At 59.2% G+C, this 21,709-nt stretch carries 22 protein-coding genes; all 22 read right to left on the bottom strand.

Going from position 1 to position 21,709, the window contains the following annotated elements; genetic code table 11:
* Nucleotides 1-37: 37 nt before the first annotated feature.
* The 22 genes from fliM to ACA044_RS22095 all read right to left on the bottom strand — a co-directional run bounded on the left by fliM (nt 38) and on the right by ACA044_RS22095 (nt 21,654).
* Nucleotides 38-1,006: a flagellar motor switch protein FliM gene (gene fliM / locus ACA044_RS21990; protein ID WP_010456950.1), complete on the bottom strand. Its 969-nt coding sequence runs from the start codon at nt 1,004-1,006 to the stop codon at nt 38-40.
* Between the two features lie 9 nt (nt 1,007-1,015).
* Entirely contained in the window at nt 1,016-1,519 is a 504-nt protein-coding gene (gene fliL, locus ACA044_RS21995; RefSeq protein ID WP_497443250.1) for a flagellar basal body-associated protein FliL, read from the bottom strand.
* 218 nt (nt 1,520-1,737) lie between these two features.
* A complete protein-coding gene (locus ACA044_RS22000; RefSeq protein ID WP_497443251.1) occupies nt 1,738-3,117 on the bottom strand; it encodes a flagellar hook-length control protein FliK in 1,380 nt (459 codons plus the stop codon).
* An 83-nt stretch (nt 3,118-3,200) separates the two neighbouring features.
* Nucleotides 3,201-3,569: an Hpt domain-containing protein gene (locus ACA044_RS22005; protein WP_497443252.1), complete on the bottom strand. Its 369-nt coding sequence runs from the start codon at nt 3,567-3,569 to the stop codon at nt 3,201-3,203.
* A 31-nt stretch (nt 3,570-3,600) separates the two neighbouring features.
* A complete protein-coding gene (locus ACA044_RS22010) occupies nt 3,601-5,304 on the bottom strand; it encodes an ATP-binding SpoIIE family protein phosphatase (protein ID WP_497443253.1) in 1,704 nt (567 codons plus the stop codon).
* Nucleotides 5,305-5,309: 5 nt separating this feature from the next.
* Complete coding sequence (locus tag ACA044_RS22015; protein WP_497443254.1) at nt 5,310-5,615, bottom strand: STAS domain-containing protein; 306 nt, start codon at nt 5,613-5,615, stop codon at nt 5,310-5,312.
* A gap of 179 nt (nt 5,616-5,794) precedes the next feature.
* Entirely contained in the window at nt 5,795-6,244 is a 450-nt protein-coding gene (gene fliJ, locus ACA044_RS22020) for a flagellar export protein FliJ (protein ID WP_497443255.1), read from the bottom strand.
* A gap of 6 nt (nt 6,245-6,250) precedes the next feature.
* Nucleotides 6,251-7,609 (bottom strand): flagellar protein export ATPase FliI, encoded by a 1,359-nt coding sequence (gene fliI / locus ACA044_RS22025; protein ID WP_497443256.1) that lies wholly within the window; start codon nt 7,607-7,609, stop codon nt 6,251-6,253.
* Nucleotides 7,599-8,408: a flagellar assembly protein FliH gene (gene fliH / locus ACA044_RS22030; RefSeq protein WP_497443257.1), complete on the bottom strand. Its 810-nt coding sequence runs from the start codon at nt 8,406-8,408 to the stop codon at nt 7,599-7,601. Before fliH ends, fliI begins: the two co-directional genes overlap by 11 nt.
* 7 nt (nt 8,409-8,415) lie before the next feature.
* Entirely contained in the window at nt 8,416-9,435 is a 1,020-nt protein-coding gene (fliG, locus tag ACA044_RS22035; protein ID WP_008006649.1) for a flagellar motor switch protein FliG, read from the bottom strand.
* Nucleotides 9,428-11,215: a flagellar basal-body MS-ring/collar protein FliF gene (gene fliF, locus ACA044_RS22040; protein ID WP_497443258.1), complete on the bottom strand. Its 1,788-nt coding sequence runs from the start codon at nt 11,213-11,215 to the stop codon at nt 9,428-9,430. Before fliF ends, fliG begins: the two co-directional genes overlap by 8 nt.
* Before the next feature lie 15 nt (nt 11,216-11,230).
* On the bottom strand, nt 11,231-11,560 hold the full coding sequence (gene fliE / locus ACA044_RS22045; protein WP_497443259.1) for a flagellar hook-basal body complex protein FliE: 330 nt from the start codon (nt 11,558-11,560) through the stop codon (nt 11,231-11,233).
* 274 nt (nt 11,561-11,834) lie between these two features.
* Nucleotides 11,835-13,220 carry a sigma-54-dependent transcriptional regulator gene (locus ACA044_RS22050; RefSeq protein WP_497443260.1) on the bottom strand — a complete coding sequence of 462 codons (1,386 nt, stop codon included), beginning with the start codon at nt 13,218-13,220 and terminating at the stop codon, nt 11,835-11,837.
* A gap of 5 nt (nt 13,221-13,225) precedes the next feature.
* Nucleotides 13,226-14,449, bottom strand: coding sequence for a sensor histidine kinase (locus ACA044_RS22055; RefSeq protein ID WP_497443261.1), 1,224 nt, complete (start codon nt 14,447-14,449; stop codon nt 13,226-13,228).
* A 110-nt stretch (nt 14,450-14,559) separates the two neighbouring features.
* A complete protein-coding gene (locus ACA044_RS22060) occupies nt 14,560-16,035 on the bottom strand; it encodes a sigma-54 dependent transcriptional regulator (RefSeq protein WP_497443262.1) in 1,476 nt (491 codons plus the stop codon).
* A gap of 173 nt (nt 16,036-16,208) precedes the next feature.
* Nucleotides 16,209-16,505 carry a flagellar protein FliT gene (gene fliT, locus ACA044_RS22065; RefSeq protein ID WP_497443263.1) on the bottom strand — a complete coding sequence of 99 codons (297 nt, stop codon included), beginning with the start codon at nt 16,503-16,505 and terminating at the stop codon, nt 16,209-16,211.
* Between the two features lie 10 nt (nt 16,506-16,515).
* Nucleotides 16,516-16,911: a flagellar export chaperone FliS gene (gene fliS / locus ACA044_RS22070; protein ID WP_497443264.1), complete on the bottom strand. Its 396-nt coding sequence runs from the start codon at nt 16,909-16,911 to the stop codon at nt 16,516-16,518.
* A 131-nt stretch (nt 16,912-17,042) separates the two neighbouring features.
* Nucleotides 17,043-18,467, bottom strand: a complete 1,425-nt coding sequence (fliD, locus tag ACA044_RS22075) for a flagellar filament capping protein FliD (RefSeq protein ID WP_497443265.1) — start codon at nt 18,465-18,467, stop codon at nt 17,043-17,045.
* Between the two features lie 82 nt (nt 18,468-18,549).
* On the bottom strand, nt 18,550-18,915 hold the full coding sequence (locus ACA044_RS22080; protein WP_497443266.1) for a flagellar protein FlaG: 366 nt from the start codon (nt 18,913-18,915) through the stop codon (nt 18,550-18,552).
* A gap of 73 nt (nt 18,916-18,988) precedes the next feature.
* Entirely contained in the window at nt 18,989-19,840 is an 852-nt protein-coding gene (locus ACA044_RS22085) for a flagellin domain-containing protein (protein ID WP_497443267.1), read from the bottom strand.
* Nucleotides 19,841-20,095: 255 nt separating this feature from the next.
* Nucleotides 20,096-20,365 carry a hypothetical protein gene (locus ACA044_RS22090; RefSeq protein WP_497443268.1) on the bottom strand — a complete coding sequence of 90 codons (270 nt, stop codon included), beginning with the start codon at nt 20,363-20,365 and terminating at the stop codon, nt 20,096-20,098.
* Nucleotides 20,362-21,654: a motility associated factor glycosyltransferase family protein gene (locus ACA044_RS22095; protein WP_497443269.1), complete on the bottom strand. Its 1,293-nt coding sequence runs from the start codon at nt 21,652-21,654 to the stop codon at nt 20,362-20,364. Before ACA044_RS22095 ends, ACA044_RS22090 begins: the two co-directional genes overlap by 4 nt.
* Between the last annotated feature and the right edge of the window lie 55 nt (nt 21,655-21,709).

A 21,709-nucleotide genomic window follows, 5' to 3' on the forward strand; every position in this document is an offset into this window, starting at 1 on the left:
GAGGCTGTCAGTTAAAAGCGATTGTGTAGAGCGCCGATCAACGGCGCTCGATCGGCTCGATCACTTGCAACGCGAGGTTGCCTTTGTGCGAGCCCATCTTGACCTTGAAGGCCGGCACGCCGTTGGCGCGCATGATCATCTCTTCCGGCATCTCGACCGGGATCACATCCCCCGGCTGCATGTGCAGGATGTCGCGCAGGCGCAACTGGCGGCGGGCAACCGTGGCACCGATCGGCACGTCGACGTCCAGCACGTCCTGGCGCAAGGCGTTGACCCAGCGCTCGTCCTGATCGTCGAGGTCCGACTGGAAACCGGCATCGAGCATTTCGCGCACCGGCTCGATCATCGAGTACGGCATCGTCACGTGCAGGTCACCGCCACCGCCATCGAGTTCGATGTGGAACGTCGACACCACAACGGCTTCGCTCGGGCCGACGATGTTGGCCATGGCCGGGTTCACTTCCGAGTTGATGTACTCGAAGTTCACCTCCATGATCGCCTGCCAGGCTTCCTTCAAATCGACGAAGGCCTGTTCCAGCACCATGCGCACCACTCGCAGTTCGGTGGGGGTGAATTCACGCCCTTCGATCTTCGCGTGACGGCCATCGCCGCCGAAGAAGTTGTCCACCAGTTTGAACACCAGTTTGGCGTCGAGGATGAACAGTGCGGTGCCGCGCAGCGGTTTGATCTTGACCAGGTTGAGGCTGGTCGGCACGTACAGCGAGTGCACGTATTCGCCGAACTTCATCACCTGCACGCCACCGACGGCAACGTCCGCCGAGCGGCGCAGCATGTTGAACATGCTGATGCGGGTGTAGCGGGCAAAACGCTCGTTGATCATTTCCAGGGTCGGCATGCGTCCACGGACGATGCGATCCTGGCTGGTCAGGTCGTAGCTTTTGACGCTGCCGGGTTCAGCGGCGTTATCGGTCTGTACCAGACCATCGTCGACGCCATGCAACAGCGCATCGATCTCATCCTGGGACAGCAGGTCCTGCACGGCCATGTCGTGTTCCTACTGCAGTACGAAATTAGTGAAAAGCAACTGTTCGATCACCACTTTGCCAAGCTCTTTCTGCGCCACTTCCTGAACGCTGGCCGTGGCCTTCTGACGCAACATCTCCTGGCCGACCGGGGTCGCCAGCGTGGCGAAATCCTGACCGGAAAACAGCATCACCAGGTTATTGCGGATCACCGGCATGTGGACTTTGAGCGCCTCCAGATCAGCTTGATTGCGACCCAGCATGGTGATGCTCACCTGCATGTAGCGCTGACGGCCGTTCTGGGTGTAGTTGGCCACGAAGGCCGGAGCCATCGGCTCGAAGATCGCCGGCTGCTTGCCGAGCACAGCGGTTTCAACCGCGGCAACAGGCTTGCTCTGAGCGCTGTGCATGAAGAACCAGGTCGCCCCCACGGACACACCGATCGCCAGCAGCAAAGCCAGCACGATCACGATGATCAGCTTGATCTTGCCTTTGGTTGCAGGGTCTTTTACTGCTGCTGTTTCGCTCTTCGCCATGCCAATAATCCGTCACTATTCGGGTTTTCACAGTCGCACGGCAAGGCAAGAGCAAGTGTTATGCCAGAAGTGTCGGGGCGTTGAGGCGCAGGTTTAATGAGATCGTAAGAACTGTAGGAGCGAGGCTTGCCCGCGAAGAACGATAACGTGGCTTATCGGTTAAACCGCGTTATCGTTCTTCGCGGGCAAGCCTCGCTCCTACAGGGTGTTGCGCTTGATCAGGCGTAGTAGTCGACGGCGCTGGAGCCAATCACGCTGGTGGTGTTCGCGGCTACTTCAGCGACAGTCGCAGGAAGCTCTTCATCGACGGCATCGAGGCGACCGCCGCTGGCATTGGTACGCCCACCCTGGCCTTGTTGAGCCTGCTCCTGACCCTGGCCCTGCCAGCCACGAGACTGATCGGAAACATTAACGTCGACCTGGCCCATGCCCTGCTGCGCGAACATGTCACGCAGGCGATGCATTTGCCCGTCGAGCGCTTCGCGAACGCTTGGGTGAGCGCTCATGAAGGTCACCTGGGTCTGCTGATCCGGAACCATGTTCACCCGAATATCGAGGCGTCCCAGCTCGGCCGGTTGCAACTGAATGTCGGCCGCTTTGAGGTTGGCGCTGGACAGGTACATGACCCGGTTGACCACCTCTTCAGTCCAACCGCTCTGATGCATGGCGATCGGCTGGTTCACCGGCACTGCATTGGCAGTCTTGGGTGTTGCCGCCTGGGTCAGTGCCGCCAGACGGTTGGCGAAATCATCAACACGGGTATCGCTGCTGGCGGATTTCAGATCCTTGAGGCCGTCATCGATCAGGCCACTGAAAGCCTTCTCGCCGCCCTGGCTGGTGCTGTCCTGATCGGCTTGCACGTCAAGCATGCTTGCCATGCCCGCAGCAAAGTTTTGCGCCGAAGTCGGCTCGCCATCGACTTGAGTCGAGGTTGGTGCAGCTTTTGACTGGGCCTGGCTTGCCGCCGAAACGTGCCCGCCCTGTTCCATGGCCATGCGCACCGCAGGCAGCGCATCGAGAGGATCAGCTTCGGGGTCGAAATCAGGATCGGCGGTCGCAACAGCCTGCGCCGCTGCCGCCGTAACGGCGGCCGCGACAGGTGCTTCAACGGGTGACTGCGCAGTAGCCACAACCGGCGGGGTTTGCGGCACAGGGGCTGCCACCACCGGCTGCATCACCTGCATCAACGCAGGATCGAGGGTCGGATCGAGGGTCGGATCGACAGGCGCGGTATCGGCCACCGGCGTCGACGACTCAGCAGTCTCCGGCGCGTCATCGCTGGCTGTCTTGTCGTCGGTCTGCGCCGGTTTATCGGCGGGCAAGGTTTTGCCGCTATCGGCAACCGCCGGTTCCGGGGCGGCAGACGGGTCGTTGCTCACATCCTTTTTGCCGCCATTGTCCGCAGTTTTGTCGCGTGCGGATTTAGTCGATCCGTCCGCCACGGCCGAGGGCTTGCTCTGGGCCTGATTGGCGTAGACCTGAGCGAAGCTGGACGCCTTGTCCCCGGGCTCAGCCGTCAGTGCCGGTGCATTGGCGGACGCGGCTTGAGTTTTGGCCGCAGCGGCGGTCTGAAGAAGAATGTTGGGGGTAACGGGCATAAAACGGTCTCCGCTGCACTGGGATCGTAGGTACAGTTGAGCAAGTTGATTGCAAGGGTCGAGCCAGCTTTGCTCGCTAGCTGTTAAAAGCGCCGGACGGTTGCTGGTTCGGCAAGGGAACGCTGGCGTTCCGCTTCGTAAAGTAGCCGGACAATGGCGAATTCGCCGTCAATTTCTCCGACCAGCGCTTTAATGCCTTCGAGTTTTTTTTCTTTGGCTCGCTGCTCCAGTTCATGGCACAGCTCGGCCAGCCGGGTAGCGCCCATGTTGCTGCTGCTGCCCTTGAAACTATGCGCAGTGGCGCCTAACCGATCGGCATCGTCAGCCTGCCGCAGCAGACTCAAACGCTCTTCGGAATCGGCGAGAAAGGTATCAAGCAATTCTGGATACCCGTCTTCCATAACTTCCCGCAACGCGCTCAGCACGTCCCGGTCCAGATGTTTGTCGTCCACTTGTTCACTCCTTGATCAAGAATGCCTGGGATTATGCCAGAGCCTCCCAGAAAAACTCCACGTGAGCACTTCGACCATTATCGGACCAGCTCGCATGATGACTCAACTGGCGGATCAAATTGACTCCTCGTCCCGACAGACGGACATCATCGACGGGACGCTCCATTATCCGCGCTACATCGAAGCCCTTGCCACTGTCTTCGATCCGGACTGTCAGGCAACCGCCCTCGCCTTTTGGCATCACCTGCAAATGCACCCGCACATAGCCGTCCCGCAATTCGTCCAGGCGCGCACTGCGCTGTTGATAATAACGCGCAAAACCCGAAGCATCGCGTTTCAAACTCGAATCCAGGCCCAGCACGCCATGCTCAAGGGCATTGGAATAAAGCTCTGCCAGCACACTGTAGAGTGCGCCACTCTGAGCCCGCAGGCCATGCACCTCAAGCAGCAATTGCAACAAGTACGGCAGCGGATTGAAGCGTTTGAGGGTGGCAGAGCGGAACTCGAAACTCACCGACCAGTCCAGCGGGCTGGACTGGCCGCTGTCGGAGTACACCGGCGCAGTCGGACTCAATTGCGCAGCCTCCAGCAGGCTGACCTCGACCATGCTCACGTCATCGCGGGCCTCGCCACGGAAGTCCCGCAAGGCCTGTTCGATCTCTTCGAACAGCGCATCAGGCTGATGATTGGCTGCAAACACCTGTTCCAGTCGCTCTACGCCAAACAACTGTTCATTGGCATCGCAGGTGTCGATTACCCCGTCGGACAGCAGGAACACTCGATCCCCGATGGCCATCGGGAACACCTCGGTACGATCATCGAAGGTTTGCGGACTCAGCACACCCAGCGGCAAGTGCCGTGCCGTCAGCGGTGTACGTTCGCCGGTGGCGACGCTGTGCAGGTAACCGTCCGGCATCCCGCCGTTCCAGACCTCCATCGACCCTCGCTGAAAGCTCAGGCACAGCAGGGCCGCACAGCAGAACATGTCCACCGGCAGGATGCGTTTGAGCTTGGCGTTCATCTCCCGCAGGGTTTCGGACAAGCCGTAGCCCTTGGCAGTCATGCCGTAGAAGACTTCGGCCAAGGGCATGGCGCCAACAGCGGCCGGCAAACCATGACCGGTGAAATCGCCGAGCAACACGTGCATGTCGCCGGCCGGGGTGAACGCAGCCAGCAACAGATCGCCATTGAACAGCGCATAGGGTGATTGCAGGTAACGGATGTTCGGCGCACTCAGGCACCCGGAGTGGGCGACCTTGTCGAACACGGCTTTGGCCACGCGCTGTTCGTTGAGCAGGTAATCGTGGTGCCTGGCGATCAGGTCTCGCTGCTCCAGCACGGTGGCCTGCAAACGCCGCAAGCGGTCCATTGCCTTGATCTTGGCGGCGAGAATCACCTGGTTGTAAGGCTTTGCCAGAAAATCGTCGCCTCCGGCCTCCAGACAACGGGCCAAGGCTTCGCTTTCGGTCAGCGACGTCAGAAAGATGATCGGCACCAGGGTTTCGCCAGCCAGTGCCTTGATCTGCTGCGCGGCCTCGAAACCGTCCATCACCGGCATCATGGCGTCCATCAACACCAGGTGCGGTCGCTGCGAGCGAAACACGTCGACCGCTTCGGCACCGTTGCCAGCCGTCAGCACCTCATGGCCCTGACGACGGACGATAGTCGACAGCAGCAAACGGTCGGCCGCGCTGTCTTCGGCGATCAGAATCGTCAGCGGCTCGAGCGGCTGCATGACGCTCAACTGATGTCGAACAACTTGTCGAAATTGGAGATGGCGAGGATTTTCTTCACGTCGGAACTGCTGTTGATGACGTGAATATCGGAACTGTCGCCACCGGCGTGATCACGCAGCAAGAGCAGCATGCCCAGCGCCGAGCTATCGAGATACGTGGCTTCCTTCAGATCCACTACGATGGAATCGGGTTTCTTGTTGAGTTTTTCGTAGGACTCACGAAATTCCTGATGCCGACCGAAATCGAATCGTCCCTTGATCGAAATCGTCAGCTTTTGCCCATCCTGAGATACTTCTGTAACGACTGACATTTCACGGCTTCCTTGTCATTGGCGAACGTACGTGTAGAAGGTTTAGCACCTGACGAGGGTAGGAGCAAGGCAGGAAATCAGAATCAAAAGATCGCAGCCTTCGGCAGCTCCTACAGGATCGGGTTTACATGCGGTCAATGTAGGAGCTGCCGAAGGCTGCGATCTTTTAAAACCGACACTCAATACGGATCCTGACGCGGCAACCGCTGGGACAGCTCATCCAGCAGCTTCTGTTCACGCTTGTCTTCCAGCTGCCGTGCCTCATCCATGTAGCGCTGAACCAGTTTGCGCAAGCCTTCGACCCGGGCAAACGCCTGCTGCCAGGCTTCCCGAGACTTGTTCAGGTTGTTTTGATGCCAGTTCAGACTCTGGCGCTGCTGGTCGATGGCCGTGCCCAATTGCGCGAGAAATCCCTGGTAACCCAGCAACCATTGGCCTGACACGCCGCTACTGCCGCGCACGATCCATTGCTCCTGGTATTCCAGACGAAAGTTTTCCAGGTCGGCGAGTTTACTTTCCGCCAGACGAACCTGACCCTGGAAGTGCCCCAGGCGCTGGACGGCGGTTTTCTCGGCCTTTTCGGCCATTTCCACCACAGGCGCCAGGCGCGTCGCGCGACTCGGGGCCATGATCGATCAACCGCCCGGCGCTGGTGCGAAGACCGAAGCGAGATGGCCTTCGCTGGCGCCCATGCTGATGTTGTCGTTCAGACCCTGGCGCAGGTAAGTAACCATGGCCGGTTGCAGGGCGATGGCAGTGTCGGTTTCACGATCACCGCCGGGCACATAGGCGCCGACGCTGATCAGGTCGCGACTCTGCTGATAGCGCGACCAGTATTGCTTGAACATCTGCGCGTGGTTCATGTGCTTGGCGCCGACCACCGACGGCATGACCCGGCTGATGGACGCTTCGATATCGATGGCCGGGTAATGCCCTTCCTCGGCCAGACGCCGGGACAGCACGATGTGCCCGTCGAGCACGCCCCGCGCCGAGTCGGCGATCGGGTCTTGCTGATCGTCGCCTTCGGACAATACGGTGTAAAACGCAGTGATCGAACCGCCGCCCTTTTCGGCGTTGCCGGCCCGCTCCACCAGTTTCGGCAACTTGGCGAACACTGAGGGTGGATAGCCCTTGGTCGCTGGCGGTTCGCCGATAGCCAGGGCGATTTCCCGCTGGGCCTGGGCGAAACGGGTCAGGGAATCCATCAGCAACAGGACGTTTTTGCCTTTGTCGCGGAAATACTCGGCGATCCGCGTGCAGTACATGGCCGCCCGTAGACGCATCAGCGGCGCATCGTCCGCCGGCGACGCCACCACCACCGAACGCTTGAGCCCTTCTTCACCGAGGATGTGCTCGATGAACTCTTTAACTTCACGACCCCGCTCGCCGATCAGCCCGACGACGATAATGTCGGCCTCGGTGAAGCGGGTCATCATGCCCAGCAGCACACTCTTGCCGACGCCGGTACCGGCAAACAACCCGAGCCGCTGACCGCGACCGACCGTCAACAAACCGTTGATGCAGCGGATACCGACGTCCAGCGGCTGGCTGATCGGGTCACGCTTGAGCGGGTTGATGGTCGGGCCGTCCATCGGCACCCAATCTTCGGCCTTCATGCCACCTTTGCCGTCGAGCGCACGACCGGCGCCATCGAGCACCCGCCCGAGCATGCTCATGCCCATCGGCAAACGACCGGTATCAGCCAGGGGAACCACACGGGCACCGGGGGCGATGCCGGCGACACTGCCGACCGGCATCAGAAAGACTTTGCTGCCAGAGAAGCCCATGACCTCGGCTTCGACCTGCACCGGGTGATAGCTGTCATCGTTGATGACCATGCAGCGGCTGCCCATGGCGGCGCGCAAGCCTTCGGCTTCGAGGGTCAGGCCGACCATGCGCAGCAGCCGGCCTTCAAGAATCGGCGCGCCTGCAAGCTCCGTGGCCTCGGCATAGCTACCGAGGCGCTTGGCGAAGCTGGTGCGATCAAGGCGCATCGGGATCGTCCAGTTCTGGTTCGACCGGGGCGACCACAGGCTTTTCGTCGCTCGGCAACTCAAGGCTCAGGTCCGGCGCGGCCGGGTGCAGCGCCTGATCGTGCAATTGATCGAACAGCTTGGCCATGACCTGGGTAACGCGGGTCTCGATGGTGGCGTCGATACGGCTGTGTTCCGTCTCGACCCGGCAGCCACCCGGCAACAGAGACTCGTCCTCGACGATGCGCCAGGTTTCTTCATGGCGCTCGCGCAGGGCTTTGACCTGTTCGAAATCCTGCGGGTTGATGTACAGCCGCACATTACCCACGCCCAGCGGCAAGAGCTTGAGTGCTTCACGCATGACGTGTTCGATCTGCGTCGAGTCGATGGCCAGTTCGCGCTGAATCACTTGTTTGGTGATGTGCTGCACGAGGTGGACCAGGGACTTTTCGATCTGGGTGTCCTGCTCGGCAATGGGCTCGAACAGGTTGACCATCAGTTGTTCCAGGCCAGCGATCTTGGCCGCCAGGGCCACTTCGGCTTCCTGACGGACCTTGAGCGTGGTGCTGTGAAAACCTTCTTTCTCGCCGATGGCGAAGCCTTCGTTGTAGGCCTCCTGGCGAATGCTTTCGAGCTCTTCGAGGGTCAGTGGCTGGACTTCTTCCAGCGGCACTTCTTCCATTTCCGGCGGTTCGGGCTCTGGCTCGGGCTCGGGTTCCGGCACAAACGGGTCGAAACTGGGCAGCGACCAGATGTCGAAACCACCGACGTCCTTGGCACGGATCAGGTCGGTATTGGACTCATCATGTTTGGACGACATAGTGACCTTAGATCATCTCTTCGCCGCCCTTCCCGCCGAGAACGATTTCTCCGGCTTCGGCCATACGGCGGGCAATGGTGAGGATTTCTTTCTGCGCCGTTTCCACGTCGCTGACGCGCACCGGGCCTTTGGCCTCGAGGTCGTCGCGCAACAGTTCGGCCGCCCGTTTGGACATGTTCTTGAAGATCTTTTCCTTGACGCCTTCGTCCGAGCCTTTGAGGGCCAGCACCAGGACGTCCGAGGACACTTCGCGCAACAGCGCCTGAATGCCGCGGTCGTCGACATCGGACAGGTTGTTGAACACGAACATGAGGTCTTCGATCTGACCGGACAGGTCTTCGTCGACTTCGCGAATCGAGTCCATCAACTGACCTTCGATCGAGCTGTCGAGGAAGTTCATGATGTCGGCCGCACGCTTGATGCCACCCAAGGTGGTGCGCGAGGCATTCGAGTTGCCGGAGAACTGCTTCTCGAGAATCTGGTTGAGTTCTTTCAGGGCCGCTGGCTGCACGGTGTTCAACGAGGACACTCGTAGAATGATGTCCAGACGCACCTTATGGTCGAAGTTGCCCAGCACTTCACCGGCCTGATCCGGATCGAGGTACGCCACCACGATTGCCTGAATCTGCGGGTGCTCGTAACGGATCACGTCGGCGACGGCGCGCGGCTCCATCCACTTCAGGCTGTCGAGGCCACTGGTGTTGCCGCCCAGCAGGATCCGGTCGATCAGGCCGTTGGCCTTGTCTTCGCCCAGGGCCTGAGTGAGCATTTTGCGCACGTAGTCATCAGAACCGACACCCAGGCTGGTTTGGTCACCGACGATGTCGACAAACTCGCTCATCACCTGTTCGACCTGCTCGCGGTGCACGTTACCCATCTGGGCCATGGCCACGCCCACACGCTGGACCTCTTTGGGCCCCATGTGGCGCAACACTTGCGCGGCGTCGGTAGAACCCAGGGACAGCAGCAGAATCGCGGCTTTGTCGACCCGGGACAGTTTGGCGGCAACGGCTCGGTTATCACTCATCTGCGTTAATCCACTCTTTCACGACCTGGGCCACGCGACCCGGATCTTCTGCCACCAGACTCTTGATTGCGTTCAACTGTGCGTCATAGCCTTCGCTCGGGCTCGGCAGCAGGATGCTGGTCGGGCCGCCGAGGCTGACGCGGTCGTTGGCCAGTTCGCCGTCCAGGCCGCTCATGCCGCCGAGTTCCATGTCGCTGCCCAGGCCAGCAAGTTGCTTGCCTTTGCCGCCACCGGTGATGTTGTTGAGCACCGGACGCAGCACACCGAACACCAGCACCAGGATGAACAACACACCCAGCACTTGCTTGACGATGTCCCAGAACCACGGCTGGGAGTAGAACGGGATATCGGCAATCACTTCACCGCGCTCGGCAGAGAACGGCATGTTGATCACACTGACGCTGTCGCCACGGCTGGCGTCGAAACCGACCGCGTCTTGCACCAGACGAGTGAAGCGCGCCAATTCATCGGCGCTCCACGGTGCACGGGTGGTTTCGCCGTTGGCCGCGTTGACCTTGACCTGATCGTCCACCACCACCGACACCGACAGGCGATTCAAACGGCCCTGTTGTTGTTTGGTGTGGCTGATAGAACGGTCGAGTTCGAAGTTCTTGGTGGATTGCTGACGCTTATCCGCCGGGTACGGCGCCAGCATCGGCTGGCCGGTGGCCGGGTCCATGATTTGCTGACCGTTGGCATCGAGCAACGGTTGGCCTGGTTGCACCATGCCGGCCGATGCCGTGGCGCCACCGGTGGTTTGCGGTGCGGAGGCTGGCGATGGCGGCTGGTTGCTTAGGGCACCCGGCACACCTTGCGGGCCATTGCTGGCGGTACGTTGTTCGTTGACGGACTGCTCGCTGCGCAACGCCGGCTGGTCCGGGTTGAACTGCTCGGAAGTCGACTCGACGGCACTGAAATCCACGTCGGCCGAGACTTCGGCTTTATAGCGATCGTTGCCCAACACCGGTTGCAGGATGTTGTGCACACGCTGGGTCAGCATGTTTTCCATGCGACGGCTGTAGTCGAATTGCTTGCCGGCCATGGTCAGTTCGGAGTTTTCCGCCTGATCCGACAGCAGGTTGCCCTTCTGATCGACAACGGTGATCTGCGACTTGCTCAGTTCGGGAACGCTGGTCGCGACCAGATTGACGATGGCAACGACCTGGCCTGGCTCCAGCGAGCGACCGGAATAGAGCTCAACCAGCACCGAGGCGCTTGGCTTGCGCTCATCACGTACGAACACCGAGCTTTTCGGAATCGCCAGGTGCACGCGGGCACCTTTGACGTTGTTCAGGCTGGAAATGGTCCGGGCCAGTTCGCCTTCGAGGCCACGACGATAACGGGTCGCCTCCATGAACTGGCTGGTGCCCAGGCCCTGGTCCTTGTCGAGGATCTCGAAACCGATGTTGCCGTCGCTGGGAGTGACACCAGCGCCCGCGAGCTTGAGCCGCGCACGGGACAGGTCATCGGCCTTGACCAGCAAGGCACCGGAGTTCGGTTCAACGGTATAGGGAATATCGGCTGCGGCCAGGGTTTCCATGACCTGCTTGGCGTCCATACCGGCAAGGCTGCCGTACAGAGGCCGGTAGTCCGGCTGTTGGGACCACAACACCACGGCAAAACCAATCGCCACGCTCGCGGCCAGGCCGACCAACAGGCCCACCTGACGCAACATGGTCATCTCGGAGAGGTTTTCCAGGAAGGACAACCCGAACAGCGGCGGTTTGCCGTCTATTGGAGTGGCCTTGGCCGGAACATTATCGGCGATTGCTTCTGCCATGACTCAATCTCGTCCTTAAACCGGCATCTGCATGATGTCTTGGTATGCCTGAACCAGCTTGTTACGCACTTGGGTCAACGCCTGAAAAGACACGCTGGCTTTCTGTGAGGAAATCATCACGTCCGTCAGGTCAACGCCGCTTTTACCAATCTCGAAGGCACTGGCCAGCTGACTGGACGCCTGCTGGGTGTCGTTCACTTTATTGACGGCCTGACCGAGCATGTCGGAAAAGCTGCTGCCGCCCAATTCAGGGACTGCGGCAGTCGATTTCGGCGCAGACATGGCGTCCATTTGCATGGCGCGCATATCCAGCATCAATCGATTGAATTCAATACCTTGGCTCATGGTTTCTCTCTTTGACGAAGCTACGTCTTTGGCTACCCGCAATTTTTTGACACTCACTCGGCGGGTAGTGAGGTGTTAGCAACAAGAGTGCCAGCTCCGTGGCCGCTCTAAACAAAAGCCAATTCCGGGCTTTGTTCAACCGTGAACCAACGCAAGACACAAGCGGGCTTGCTCGCGAATACGGTTTTCCATTCAACAGAGATGCTGGCTGGTCTACAGCTTTCGCGAGCAAGCCCGCTCCCACATTTGTTTTGCGGTGTTGCTGCGTCAACTTTCAGGTGGCGAACAGGTAAGCTTCCACATCCATCCCGGCGTCGCGCATTTGCGCCAGCTTGTAGCGCAAGGTGCGCGGGCTGATGCCCAGTCGCTCGGCGGCTTCTTTGCGACGGCCGCGTTCGGCGCGCAAGGTGTCGATGATCATCTGAAACTCACGGCGCCGCAGGTCATCGCCCAGCGCCCCTGCCGATTCGGCTTCGACTTCCACAGCGCGCACGGGCGCTGGCGCCAATGTCGGCAACGGCGCACACGCCACAGGCCCGGCCAGACAGAAATCCTGCGGCTGGATCAAACCACCCTGCTGCAGAATCAAGGCACGCTGAATCGCATTATCCAACTCACGCACGTTGCCCGGCCATGGATAGCCGATCAGGCACGCCTGCGCCTCAGGCGAGAGCTTCGCCGCTGCATGCTTCATTTTATTGACGTGTTTGGCCAGCAGCCGCTCGGCCAGTGGCAGGATGTCGGCGGTGCGCTCGCGCAGCGGACGCCAGGCCAGCGGAAACACCGAAAGGCGATAGTAAAGATCTTCGCGAAAACGCCCCGCCGCCACTTCACCGGCCAGATCACGGTTGGTGGTGGCGACCACTCGAATGTCCAGCGTGATCGGCTTGCGTGCGCCGACTCGCTCGACTTCGCGCTCCTGCAATACGCGCAGTAACTTGGCCTGAAGGCCGAGGGGCATTTCGGAAATTTCGTCGAGCAGGATCGTTCCGCCATCGGCCTGTTCGAACTTGCCGGCCTGCGCCGCGATGGCGCCGGTGAACGAACCCTTTTCGTGACCGAACAAGGTGGCTTCGAGCATGTTGTCCGGGATCGCCGCGCAGTTGATCGCAATGAACGGCTGACTGGCGCGATGAGAGTGCTGATGGATGTAACGCGCCAGCACTTCCTTACCGGTCCCGGACTCACCGGAGATCAACACTGTGGAGTCACTGCGTGCCACGCGCGCAGCCAATTCCAGCAATTGCGCACTGGCCGGTTCGAACGCCACAGGCCCTTCGCTCTCGATCGTGCCGAGATTGCCCAAGGCGTGACGCGCCACCAGATCGAGCAAGGCCTTGGGCTCGAACGGCTTGACCAGATAATCCGCTGCGCCCTGACGCATGGCATCGACCGCTCGTTCGACAGCACCGTGAGCGGTCATCAGCAACACCGGCAGTTGTGGCTGACGAGCCCGCAGCAATCCAAGCAGTTGGTGACCGTCCATGCCCGGCATGTTGACGTCACTGAGCACTAAGTTAAATGCCTCGGCGCCGACCGCAGCCAGCGCCTCTTCCGCCGAACCGACAGCGATGTAATCGTGCCCGGCAAGCAGCAGCGTATCGGCCAATGCCTCCCGTAGCGCGCGGTCATCCTCGACCAGTAAAACCTTGATGGCCATGTCCTTCACTTCTCTCCCTGAGCGCTGGGCTGCTGACCAGAAAAAAGCGGCAAGATCACCTGCGCGCAAGTGCCTCGACCCGGCCGCGAGCGCAATTGCAATTCTCCCTGATGAGCACGGGCCACCGCCTTGACCACGGTCAGGCCCAAGCCGGTGCCGGTAGTTTTGGTGGTGAAAAACGGTTCACCCAAACGCGCCAGCACCGCGCCATCGATACCGCTGCCGCTGTCGCTGACGCACAGGCGCAGGTTGTTGCCGCGGGTATACAAGTGAACCTTCAAACGGACGTCGCCGGCGCTAGCCTGAATGGCGTTCTCGATCAGATTGAGGATCGCCCCGACCAACGTGTCGCGATTGCACAGCAACTCACCGGCATGGCTGTCACACTGCCAGCGAATCGGCAGATCCTGAACATGGGTCAGTGCGGCCGCTTGCAGCGCCTGCATCAACAGCTTGGGAGTCACGCGATCGGTCAACGGCAACTCGCCGCGAGCGAACACCAACATATCGCGAACCTGGTGCTCCAGCTCATGCAGACGCTCTTTCAGGCGAGCGGCAAAACGCTGCTGGGTGGCGACCGGCAATTCCTGCTCGGCCAAATGACTGGCGTAGAGCAACGCGGCAGACAACGGTGTACGAATCTGATGAGCCAACGACGCAACCATACGACCCAGAGACGACAAGCGTTCGTGGCGAGCCAATTGATCTTGCAGATGACGGGTTTCAGTCAGGTCGTTGAGCAACACCAACTGACCGGGCTCGGCGTCCAGCGAGCGCGTGGCGATCGACAGGCGTCGACCGTCCTTGAGAGAGATTTCGTGACCGTCGTCTTCCCGAGGTGCAAAGCATCGCGCAATGACATGGCGCCACAGCTCGCCCTCCAGGGGCAGGCCGAGCAGCTCACTCGCGGCGGGATTCGCTTCACGCACGATGCCCTGGGCGTCGATGACAATGACGCCGCCGGGCAACAGATCGAGGAGGTTTTGCAGACGGTTGGCCAGGCGTTCTTTTTCCGCCAGCTCCTGCATGCGCTGAGCGCTGACCACTGCCAGCTCGCCCTTGAGCTCGGTGACCCGGGCTTCAAGCATGCTGTAGGAGTCGGTCAATTGGCTCGACATCTGATTGAACAGCGCAAACGCCTGCTCAAGGCCAAGCCGGCTTGCCTGCTCTACGGACGACGGTTGCCCCGAAGCATCAGGGACAGGAGACATCTGGGCGGCTGGGGGCATCGTGCTCTCTCGCGTGGTTGACCGTCAGTTAAACGGAACGTTGCGAGGGATGTAGCAATACCCGTGCCTAAAAAAAACTGCCTATAAATGAAGAGGTTGAAAAACAGGCGTCAATCATCCGCCTGTTCATCACCTTCTCGACGGCTCATGCCGTACTTGCGCATCTTCTCCACCAGCGTGGTGCGACGAATACGCAGCCGTTCGGCCGCACGCGCCACAATGCCATTGGCATCATCCAGCGCCTGCTGAATCAGCCCTTGTTCCAGCCCGCCGAGGTAGTCCTTCAAGTCCAGGCCTTCCGGCGGCAGCAGGGCATTGGCGGTGAAGTCCGGGGTATGACCGTTGATGGCCACCCGCTCTTCGAGATCGCTGCGCAGGCTGTCGACCAGTTGCTCGTCTTCGTCGTCGACGTAGCGGAATTTCTTCGGCAATTCGACCACGCCGATCACCCCGTACGGGTGCATGATCGCCATGCGCTCCACCAGGTTGGCCAGCTCGCGAACGTTGCCCGGCCAGCCGTGACGGCACAGCGACATGATCGCCGCCGAGTTGAAACGGATCGAACCGCGCTTCTCGTGCTCCATGCGCGAGATCAACTCGTTCATCAGCAGCGGGATGTCTTCGACGCGCTCGCGCAGCGGCGCCATCTCGATCGGGAACACGTTCAGGCGATAGTAGAGGTCTTCGCGGAAGGTACCGATCTCGATCATGCTTTCGAGATTCTTGTGGGTCGCCGCGATGATCCGCACATCGACGCTTTGGGTCTTGTTGCTGCCCACGCGCTCGAAGGTGCGCTCCTGCAAGACACGCAGCAACTTGACCTGCATCGGCAGCGGCATGTCGCCGATTTCGTCGAGAAACAGGGTACCGCCGTTAGCCAGTTCGAAACGCCCGGCACGGCTGGTGATCGCCCCGGTGAAGGCGCCCTTCTCGTGGCCGAACAATTCGCTTTCCAGCAACTCGGCCGGGATCGCCCCGCAGTTGACCGGGACGAACGGCGCGTCACGACGTTTGGAGTGGTAGTGCAGATTGCGCGCGACCACTTCCTTGCCGGTGCCAGACTCACCGAGGATCAGCACGCTGGCATCGGTGTCGGCGACTTGCTGCATCATCTGACGGACGTGTTGAATCGCCCGGCTGGTGCCCACAAGGCTGCGGAAAAGATTGGGTTCACGGTGACGACCGCGCTCACGGGCCTGGTCATACATCTCGCGATAGACCTGGGCACGGTGCAGCGAGTCGAGCAATTTGCTGTAGCTGGGCGGCATTTCGAGGGTCGAAAGCACTCGGCGACGCTGGTCTTCGGGTAAGTCAATGGAAGAATTATCGCCCATTAGCAAAACCGGAAGGAACTCATCCCAGGTTGCGAGTGTCTTTAACAAGCCCATGAGTGCACCAGGAGCATTGACCGTCCCGATGAGGACACAGATTACTTCACGACTTGATGACAAAGAGCCGACAGCCTGCTGCCAGTCATGGCTGCCACAGGGTAAATTTTCTTCGCCAAGAAAATTTAAAATCACCGCCAAATCGCGGCGGCGGACGCTATCGTCATCAATCAGCAGAATTTTGGTTTCACGCCACATGCAATAGCAACTTCCCTAGTCAACTCAATGCCCAAAATGAGGGGCAAGCTAGACGCTTGCAGACACAGTGTGCCTGTAGACGCCTGAAATCTGGAACCAGCCACTAGTTAAGTCAAAAAACCGTGCACAGTCAAATTTATGGCGCACTATGTTTGGATTAACTGAGGGTTAATTTAACCAAACAGATGGTAAACCTTTGCCGCGTTCTGTGCTTGGTGGATCTGCGACATCTCGTCGACTATTGCCTGCCGCTCACCCGTCGCCGCCGCCAGAAGCTGTTTATACACCCCCAGCAACTCCTCAAGGTTGTCGCGCAACGCGGCCTCGTCCACCGAAGCTTCACTCAAGACGTCTTCCATGCAGGAACGGCAAGCCAGGTCCAACTCACCAATGGCCTCCCAGTTGCGCTCGGCCAATGCATCGACCAGGGCGTCCCGGGTTTGTTCGATTCGCTGCAAGACAAGACTCATGGTGATCTCCTTAAAACTGCGGACCCGGCGCGGCGATAGCATCCCAACCGTCTTTCACCGTGCGAAGCAAATCGGCGACTTCGTCGAGAATTTTTGGATCGGTCTTGATGTTAGCCTCGGCCAGACGCTTCATCATGTAGGTGTAGAGACTATCCAGCTCACCCACAGATTCGGCCTGGTTTTCCAGGTCCAGACCTTCACGCAGACCACCGATGATGCCGATAGCCTTGCCGATCAGAACACCTTTGTTCGCAATGTCCTTACGCTCCATCGCACCTTTGGCCTGAGCGATACGATCCAGGCCGCCTTCCATCAGCATCTGCACCAGACGATGGGGGCTGGCTTCGGAAGTTTGCGCCTGAGCGCCAATCTTCTGGTATTGGCGAAGGGCTAACATTGGATTCATGCTGTACCTCATCAGAATTCTGTGGTTCGTATAACCAGTGTATCGACGACGCGTCAAAAAACTTTAGATTCAAAAACCAAAAGCCCGGAGCGTGAAAACGCTGCCGGGCTTTTGGCACTCTGAGCTATAACCTATGAGTTGTTTTGCTGGGCGGTAATAGCCTCGAACATGGACGTGATGTTGCTGGCAGTCGCCTTCAACTGACCCACCAGGGCATCCATGGCGTTGTACTTTTTGGTCAACACCGCCGTCAGGGTTTCGATCCGACGATCCAGTGCATCCTGGTCATCTGACAGTCTTTTCGCTATGACACTGAGATTTTTGGTGCGCGTCGTGAGGATAGCCTCAACTTTATCAGCACCGGTACCAGTACCTTCGGTATAAGGCTTGATCGCATTATCCATGCGCTCAAGCAAACCGTTGTCACCGGTAAACAGCGTCTGAACCTCACCACCCAGCTTCTTGTCATTCATTGCCGTAGTGAACTTCGTGCTATCGAAATTCAAGAGGCCTGTCGTCTGATCAGTGCTGATACCCAACTGAGAGAGCACGGTGAGCTTGTCGCCAGCACCGGTTTCGGACAACGGCGCCCGTATAGCCGCCAGCACTGAGCGCGGCAGGGAGTCGCCGGTCAGCGCTGCCGCCACAGTCAAATTGCCATCTGCATCAGCCGTAGTCTTGGTCAGAGAGGTGACAGCCTTGGCAACAGCATTGTAGGCATCGACGAATTTCTGAATCGACGTCTTCAAACCATCATTGTTGGACGCTACGGTCACGGTCGATGTGCCGACCGTGAGCAGACTCAAGCTCAGCCCGGAGATCGTACTGTCGAGAGTGTTGGAGTCGCTGGTCATCGCCAGGCCGTCGACAGTGAACGCCGCATCCTGGGCCAGACCGCCGATGGCACCCGAAGAGGTGGCGGTCGGCGTGGCGGCCATTTCGACCGACCCATCGATTTCCAGGCCGGCGATACCGCTGGCAGAAATATCGGAACCCGCACCCATGGTGGTCGAACCCAGCACCAGACGCGAGCCGAAACTGTCGGTCACGATGTTGGCACTCAGGCCGCTGGCCTGGTATTGAGTGTTGATCGAGTCACGCACCGATTGCAGGGTGGCACCCGCCTCTATCGTGACCGGGTAACTGGTGCCGTTTTGGGTGATGGTCAGCGTGCCCGACGGAATCGTGCTGGTGACACCATCGGCAAATGCAGCAGAGGCCACTTTCGAAGAAGTGGCCAGTTGGGTGACCTTGACAACGTAGCTACCGGAGACAGCCGTGTTACTGGACGTGGCGGTCAGAACGCTTGTACTGGAGGACGTAGCGGCAAACCCCGAGAACTGTGGGCTGGTCGTACTGTTCAAGCCATCCATCGCAGTCTGAAACGCCGCCAGCACCGATTTTAAAGTGCCGATACCGGAGATACTCGACGTGTTTTTCGTGGTCGCACGGTCGATCTGGCCCTGCTTGGCGGCTTTGTCAGCCTCGACCAAGGCTTTGACGATAGAACTGGTATCAAGGCCAGAGCCTAAGCCGGAGCTCGTTATACTTGCCATGTGTAACTCCCTTCAGTGTGTCGTCGGCCTTTTGACCACTACAACGCCAAAAAGAACATAACAACAAAATTCGTGCCAGCTGTCAGACTTTTGCGCTGAACAACAGGCTGCTTGCATCATTCAAACTGTTCGCCAGCTTGAGGACTTCTTCGTTGGGGATCTGACGGATCACCTCACCGGAGTCACTGGCAATCACTTTTACCACTACTTTGCCTGAAGGCTCATCAATCGAGAACTCCAGGTTACGCTTGACCGACTGAACGAACTTTTCGATTTCCTGAACGGCCATCTTCAGTTTTTCCTGTTCGGTCTGATTGCTTTTACCTTCTTCCTTGACGGCAACCACTGGCGCAGTTTCCGCTAGAGGCTTTTCCGCAGGCCTATCGGCAACAGTCGTCGCCTGCTTGGCCGCAGGATAAGACAAGTTCAGCTTCACGCTCATATCCATGTCCATCACCTCTTAAATCAAAAAAGCGAGAGAGCGCGACATGCACACTCCCTCGCCAAAACTTACTCAGTTGTTACTGAAGCAGTTTCAGTACAGCGGATGGCAGTTGGTTGGCCTGGGCCAGAACTGCGGTGGAAGCCTGTTGCAGAGTTTGTTGCTTGGTCAGCTGCGCAGTTTCAGCAGCGAAGTCGGTATCTTGTACGCGACCCAGTGCAGCAGCGGCGTTTTCGTTGATGTTCTGCAGGTTGGAGATGGTGCTGGTCAGACGGTTTTGTGCAGCACCGAGGTCAGCACGAGTGGAGTTGATGGTCGCCAGAGCCGCATCGATTGCGACGATAGATGCTGCGGTGCTGTTTTCTGCGGTGGTGCTATCGGTACCGGTGATGGCAATAAGGGCACTATCAACGGCCAGAGTCGTAGCGTCCATGCCAGCGCTCAGATCAATGGTGATCTGGTTGGTCGCACCTGTGTTGGAACCGACCTGGAAGGTCATGGTGCCAGCGGAACCGTCGATCAGGTTCTTGCCGTTCAGGTTGGTCGACGCCGCGATACGCGTCAGCTCGTCGGACATCTGAGCGAATTCTGTGTTCAGAGCGACACGGTCAGCAGTACCGTTGGAGTCGTTTCGCGATTGAACAGCCAGTTCACGCATACGCTGCAGAATGTTGGTCTGTTCCTGCATCGCGCCTTCAGCGGTCTGAGCGATCGAGATACCGTCGTTGGCGTTTTTGATCGCCATGGTCTGACCACGGATTTGCGAAGTCATACGGGTAGCGATTTGCAGGCCGGCGGCGTCGTCTTTGGCGCTGTTGATTTTCAGGCCGGAAGACAGGCGAGTCATCGAAGTCGACAGAGCATCGGAAGCCTTGTTCAGGTTTTTCTGCACGTTCAACGATGTGACGTTGGTGTTTACTGTTAATGCCATGACGAATTCCTCGTTGGTTGGGTACTGCGGCTTCCGGCCCTGGCAACCGCCGGGTATGGCCTAGAGAACCTTCGTAATAGTTATCGTCGGGATTGCAACTTGCTTTAGGGGATTTTCAAAAATATTTGCCATCACGTTGCCACCCCCCGTAATTCAAGGGCTGGGCAGCGTGAGAGCAGCGAAAAAAATGACGTCAGGGAAATGCCGGTGACGGAGATGGCGAGGACTCGCCTGCACCGGCGCAAGAGAAATTGCTTAAATGGACAGACTGTCGCGCAGCAACCGGACCAGTTCGTATTCCAGGTAGTCCGCCAGCGCCAGCCAGTTCTGCGCCTCCTGGCACTCGAGCATCTGGCCGAGCAACAACACCCACTGCTGCCGAATAACCTGCGGCGTCAGATCAAAGGACGGTTGCATGGCCCCCATCAACTCGATCATCGCCAGCCCCGCTTCTACATCACGCCCCAAACGGAACAATGCCGCACATTTCTCCGAGTAGACGACAAAGGACTCAAGCCCGCTCATAACGCCAACTCCGGATGAAAAACCGTACCGGCGATCATCGCCCCTGCCCGGCTGCTGTTATAGAAGCGCACCTGAGGATGCCCTGCGATAAAACGCTCCAGTTCACACAAGTAACTGCGGAAATTGAGCTGGGTTTTGATGCGTTGACCATGACCATCGAGCACCCAGTGTTTGGCCGCGCCCAGTTGTGGCCCCAGGTCGCCATCGTTCCAGCCGGCATGGGTCTTGTCGTTGGGGAAGGCGAAGTCGGCACCGAACAGGATGATCTGTGCCGCACCCATCTTCACCGCCAGGTCCACCGCCGGATGAATCACACTGCCGCCGACATACAGCTCGCCCTTGGGCCGTTGCCGACGCATCTGCTGGTAGATGGGACTGGCGGAATAACCGGCATACCGCGGTCCTTGCCAGGCTGCCAGCACCTGAGGGTCGACCATGGGCATGTACGCCAGGGTAATGTCGGCCGTACCCTCAGGCGGCAGATGCCGGGCTGAGATGCGCTGGTCGATGCTGACCACCACATCGGGGCGGATCCCGTGATCGAGCAGCGGTCGGTAGGCCGTATCGACGCAGATGAACAACGGCCGCTCAGCCTGATTGCGAATCGCGCGCAAGGTCTCGAAGTGCTGTTCAAGACTAGGGCCCGTGGCAATAACGAACGCCTCCTGCCCTTTGCGCGAACCGAACAACTCGGCCACATCGCGATCGGCTTGCACCAGTTCCAGACTCACCTGCAAGCGCTCGACGATGTCCGGGGCCTGAGGGTCGAATTCACGGTTATTGAAGGTCAGGTGGGTTTCGCTGATCAGGCGATCACGGATCTTGGCATTGAAGTCATCGGCCAGTACCAGCTCGGACGGCAAGGCAAAGAACGGCAGCTGGATTTCCGTCAGATCACCGGCATACAAAAGCTCGACTCGTGGATCGTTGAGCCATTGCTGCTGATCGAGCAGTTGCAGCACCAGCGCAAACACCGCACCGTTGAGGATGTGCACATACAACCGTTCAAGCCCAGTGCGCGCCAGCAACTCCATCTGCAGATCGCCAAGCCCGGTGCCGTAGACATGCACCACGGGGCTGTCGACTGGCAGGCTGTCGGCCTGAAGCCTGGCTTCGCGGGTGCGGTCGTGGCGACTGGTCAGCTGGATGCCGTTGATGCTCAACGTCGAGCCCAGGCCTTCGACCAGATCAGCCTGCAACAGGCTCGCGTCTTCAACCAGCAACCGCGCAGACAGCAGCGGCCAGCGGCGCTGTATGACCTCGGCATTGCGCTCAAAGAACTCGCTCATGGAGCCTCGCTTTTCATTCGGGCAAAAAAATAGCGCTCAAGGTTACACCTTGAGC

This window comes from Pseudomonas sp. LBUM1673, assembly GCF_059695645.1.

Coding starts and splice junctions, on each gene's coding strand:
- fliM (WP_010456950.1), bottom strand. CDS start 1,006: ATGGCCGTGCAGGACCTGCTGTCCCAGGATGAGATCGATGCGCTGTTG.
- fliL (WP_497443250.1), bottom strand. CDS start 1,519: ATGGCGAAGAGCGAAACAGCAGCAGTAAAAGACCCTGCAACCAAAGGC.
- ACA044_RS22000 (WP_497443251.1), bottom strand. CDS start 3,117: ATGCCCGTTACCCCCAACATTCTTCTTCAGACCGCCGCTGCGGCCAAA.
- ACA044_RS22010 (WP_497443253.1), bottom strand. CDS start 5,304: ATGCAGCCGCTCGAGCCGCTGACGATTCTGATCGCCGAAGACAGCGCG.
- ACA044_RS22015 (WP_497443254.1), bottom strand. CDS start 5,615: ATGTCAGTCGTTACAGAAGTATCTCAGGATGGGCAAAAGCTGACGATT.
- fliJ (WP_497443255.1), bottom strand. CDS start 6,244: ATGGCCCCGAGTCGCGCGACGCGCCTGGCGCCTGTGGTGGAAATGGCC.
- fliI (WP_497443256.1), bottom strand. CDS start 7,609: ATGCGCCTTGATCGCACCAGCTTCGCCAAGCGCCTCGGTAGCTATGCC.
- fliH (WP_497443257.1), bottom strand. CDS start 8,408: ATGTCGTCCAAACATGATGAGTCCAATACCGACCTGATCCGTGCCAAG.
- fliG (WP_008006649.1), bottom strand. CDS start 9,435: ATGAGTGATAACCGAGCCGTTGCCGCCAAACTGTCCCGGGTCGACAAA.
- fliF (WP_497443258.1), bottom strand. CDS start 11,215: ATGGCAGAAGCAATCGCCGATAATGTTCCGGCCAAGGCCACTCCAATA.
- fliE (WP_497443259.1), bottom strand. CDS start 11,560: ATGAGCCAAGGTATTGAATTCAATCGATTGATGCTGGATATGCGCGCC.
- ACA044_RS22050 (WP_497443260.1), bottom strand. CDS start 13,220: ATGGCCATCAAGGTTTTACTGGTCGAGGATGACCGCGCGCTACGGGAG.
- ACA044_RS22055 (WP_497443261.1), bottom strand. CDS start 14,449: ATGCCCCCAGCCGCCCAGATGTCTCCTGTCCCTGATGCTTCGGGGCAA.
- ACA044_RS22060 (WP_497443262.1), bottom strand. CDS start 16,035: ATGTGGCGTGAAACCAAAATTCTGCTGATTGATGACGATAGCGTCCGC.
- fliT (WP_497443263.1), bottom strand. CDS start 16,505: ATGAGTCTTGTCTTGCAGCGAATCGAACAAACCCGGGACGCCCTGGTC.
- fliS (WP_497443264.1), bottom strand. CDS start 16,911: ATGAATCCAATGTTAGCCCTTCGCCAATACCAGAAGATTGGCGCTCAG.
- fliD (WP_497443265.1), bottom strand. CDS start 18,467: ATGGCAAGTATAACGAGCTCCGGCTTAGGCTCTGGCCTTGATACCAGT.
- ACA044_RS22080 (WP_497443266.1), bottom strand. CDS start 18,915: ATGGATATGAGCGTGAAGCTGAACTTGTCTTATCCTGCGGCCAAGCAG.
- ACA044_RS22085 (WP_497443267.1), bottom strand. CDS start 19,840: ATGGCATTAACAGTAAACACCAACGTCACATCGTTGAACGTGCAGAAA.
- ACA044_RS22090 (WP_497443268.1), bottom strand. CDS start 20,365: ATGAGCGGGCTTGAGTCCTTTGTCGTCTACTCGGAGAAATGTGCGGCA.
- ACA044_RS22095 (WP_497443269.1), bottom strand. CDS start 21,654: ATGAGCGAGTTCTTTGAGCGCAATGCCGAGGTCATACAGCGCCGCTGG.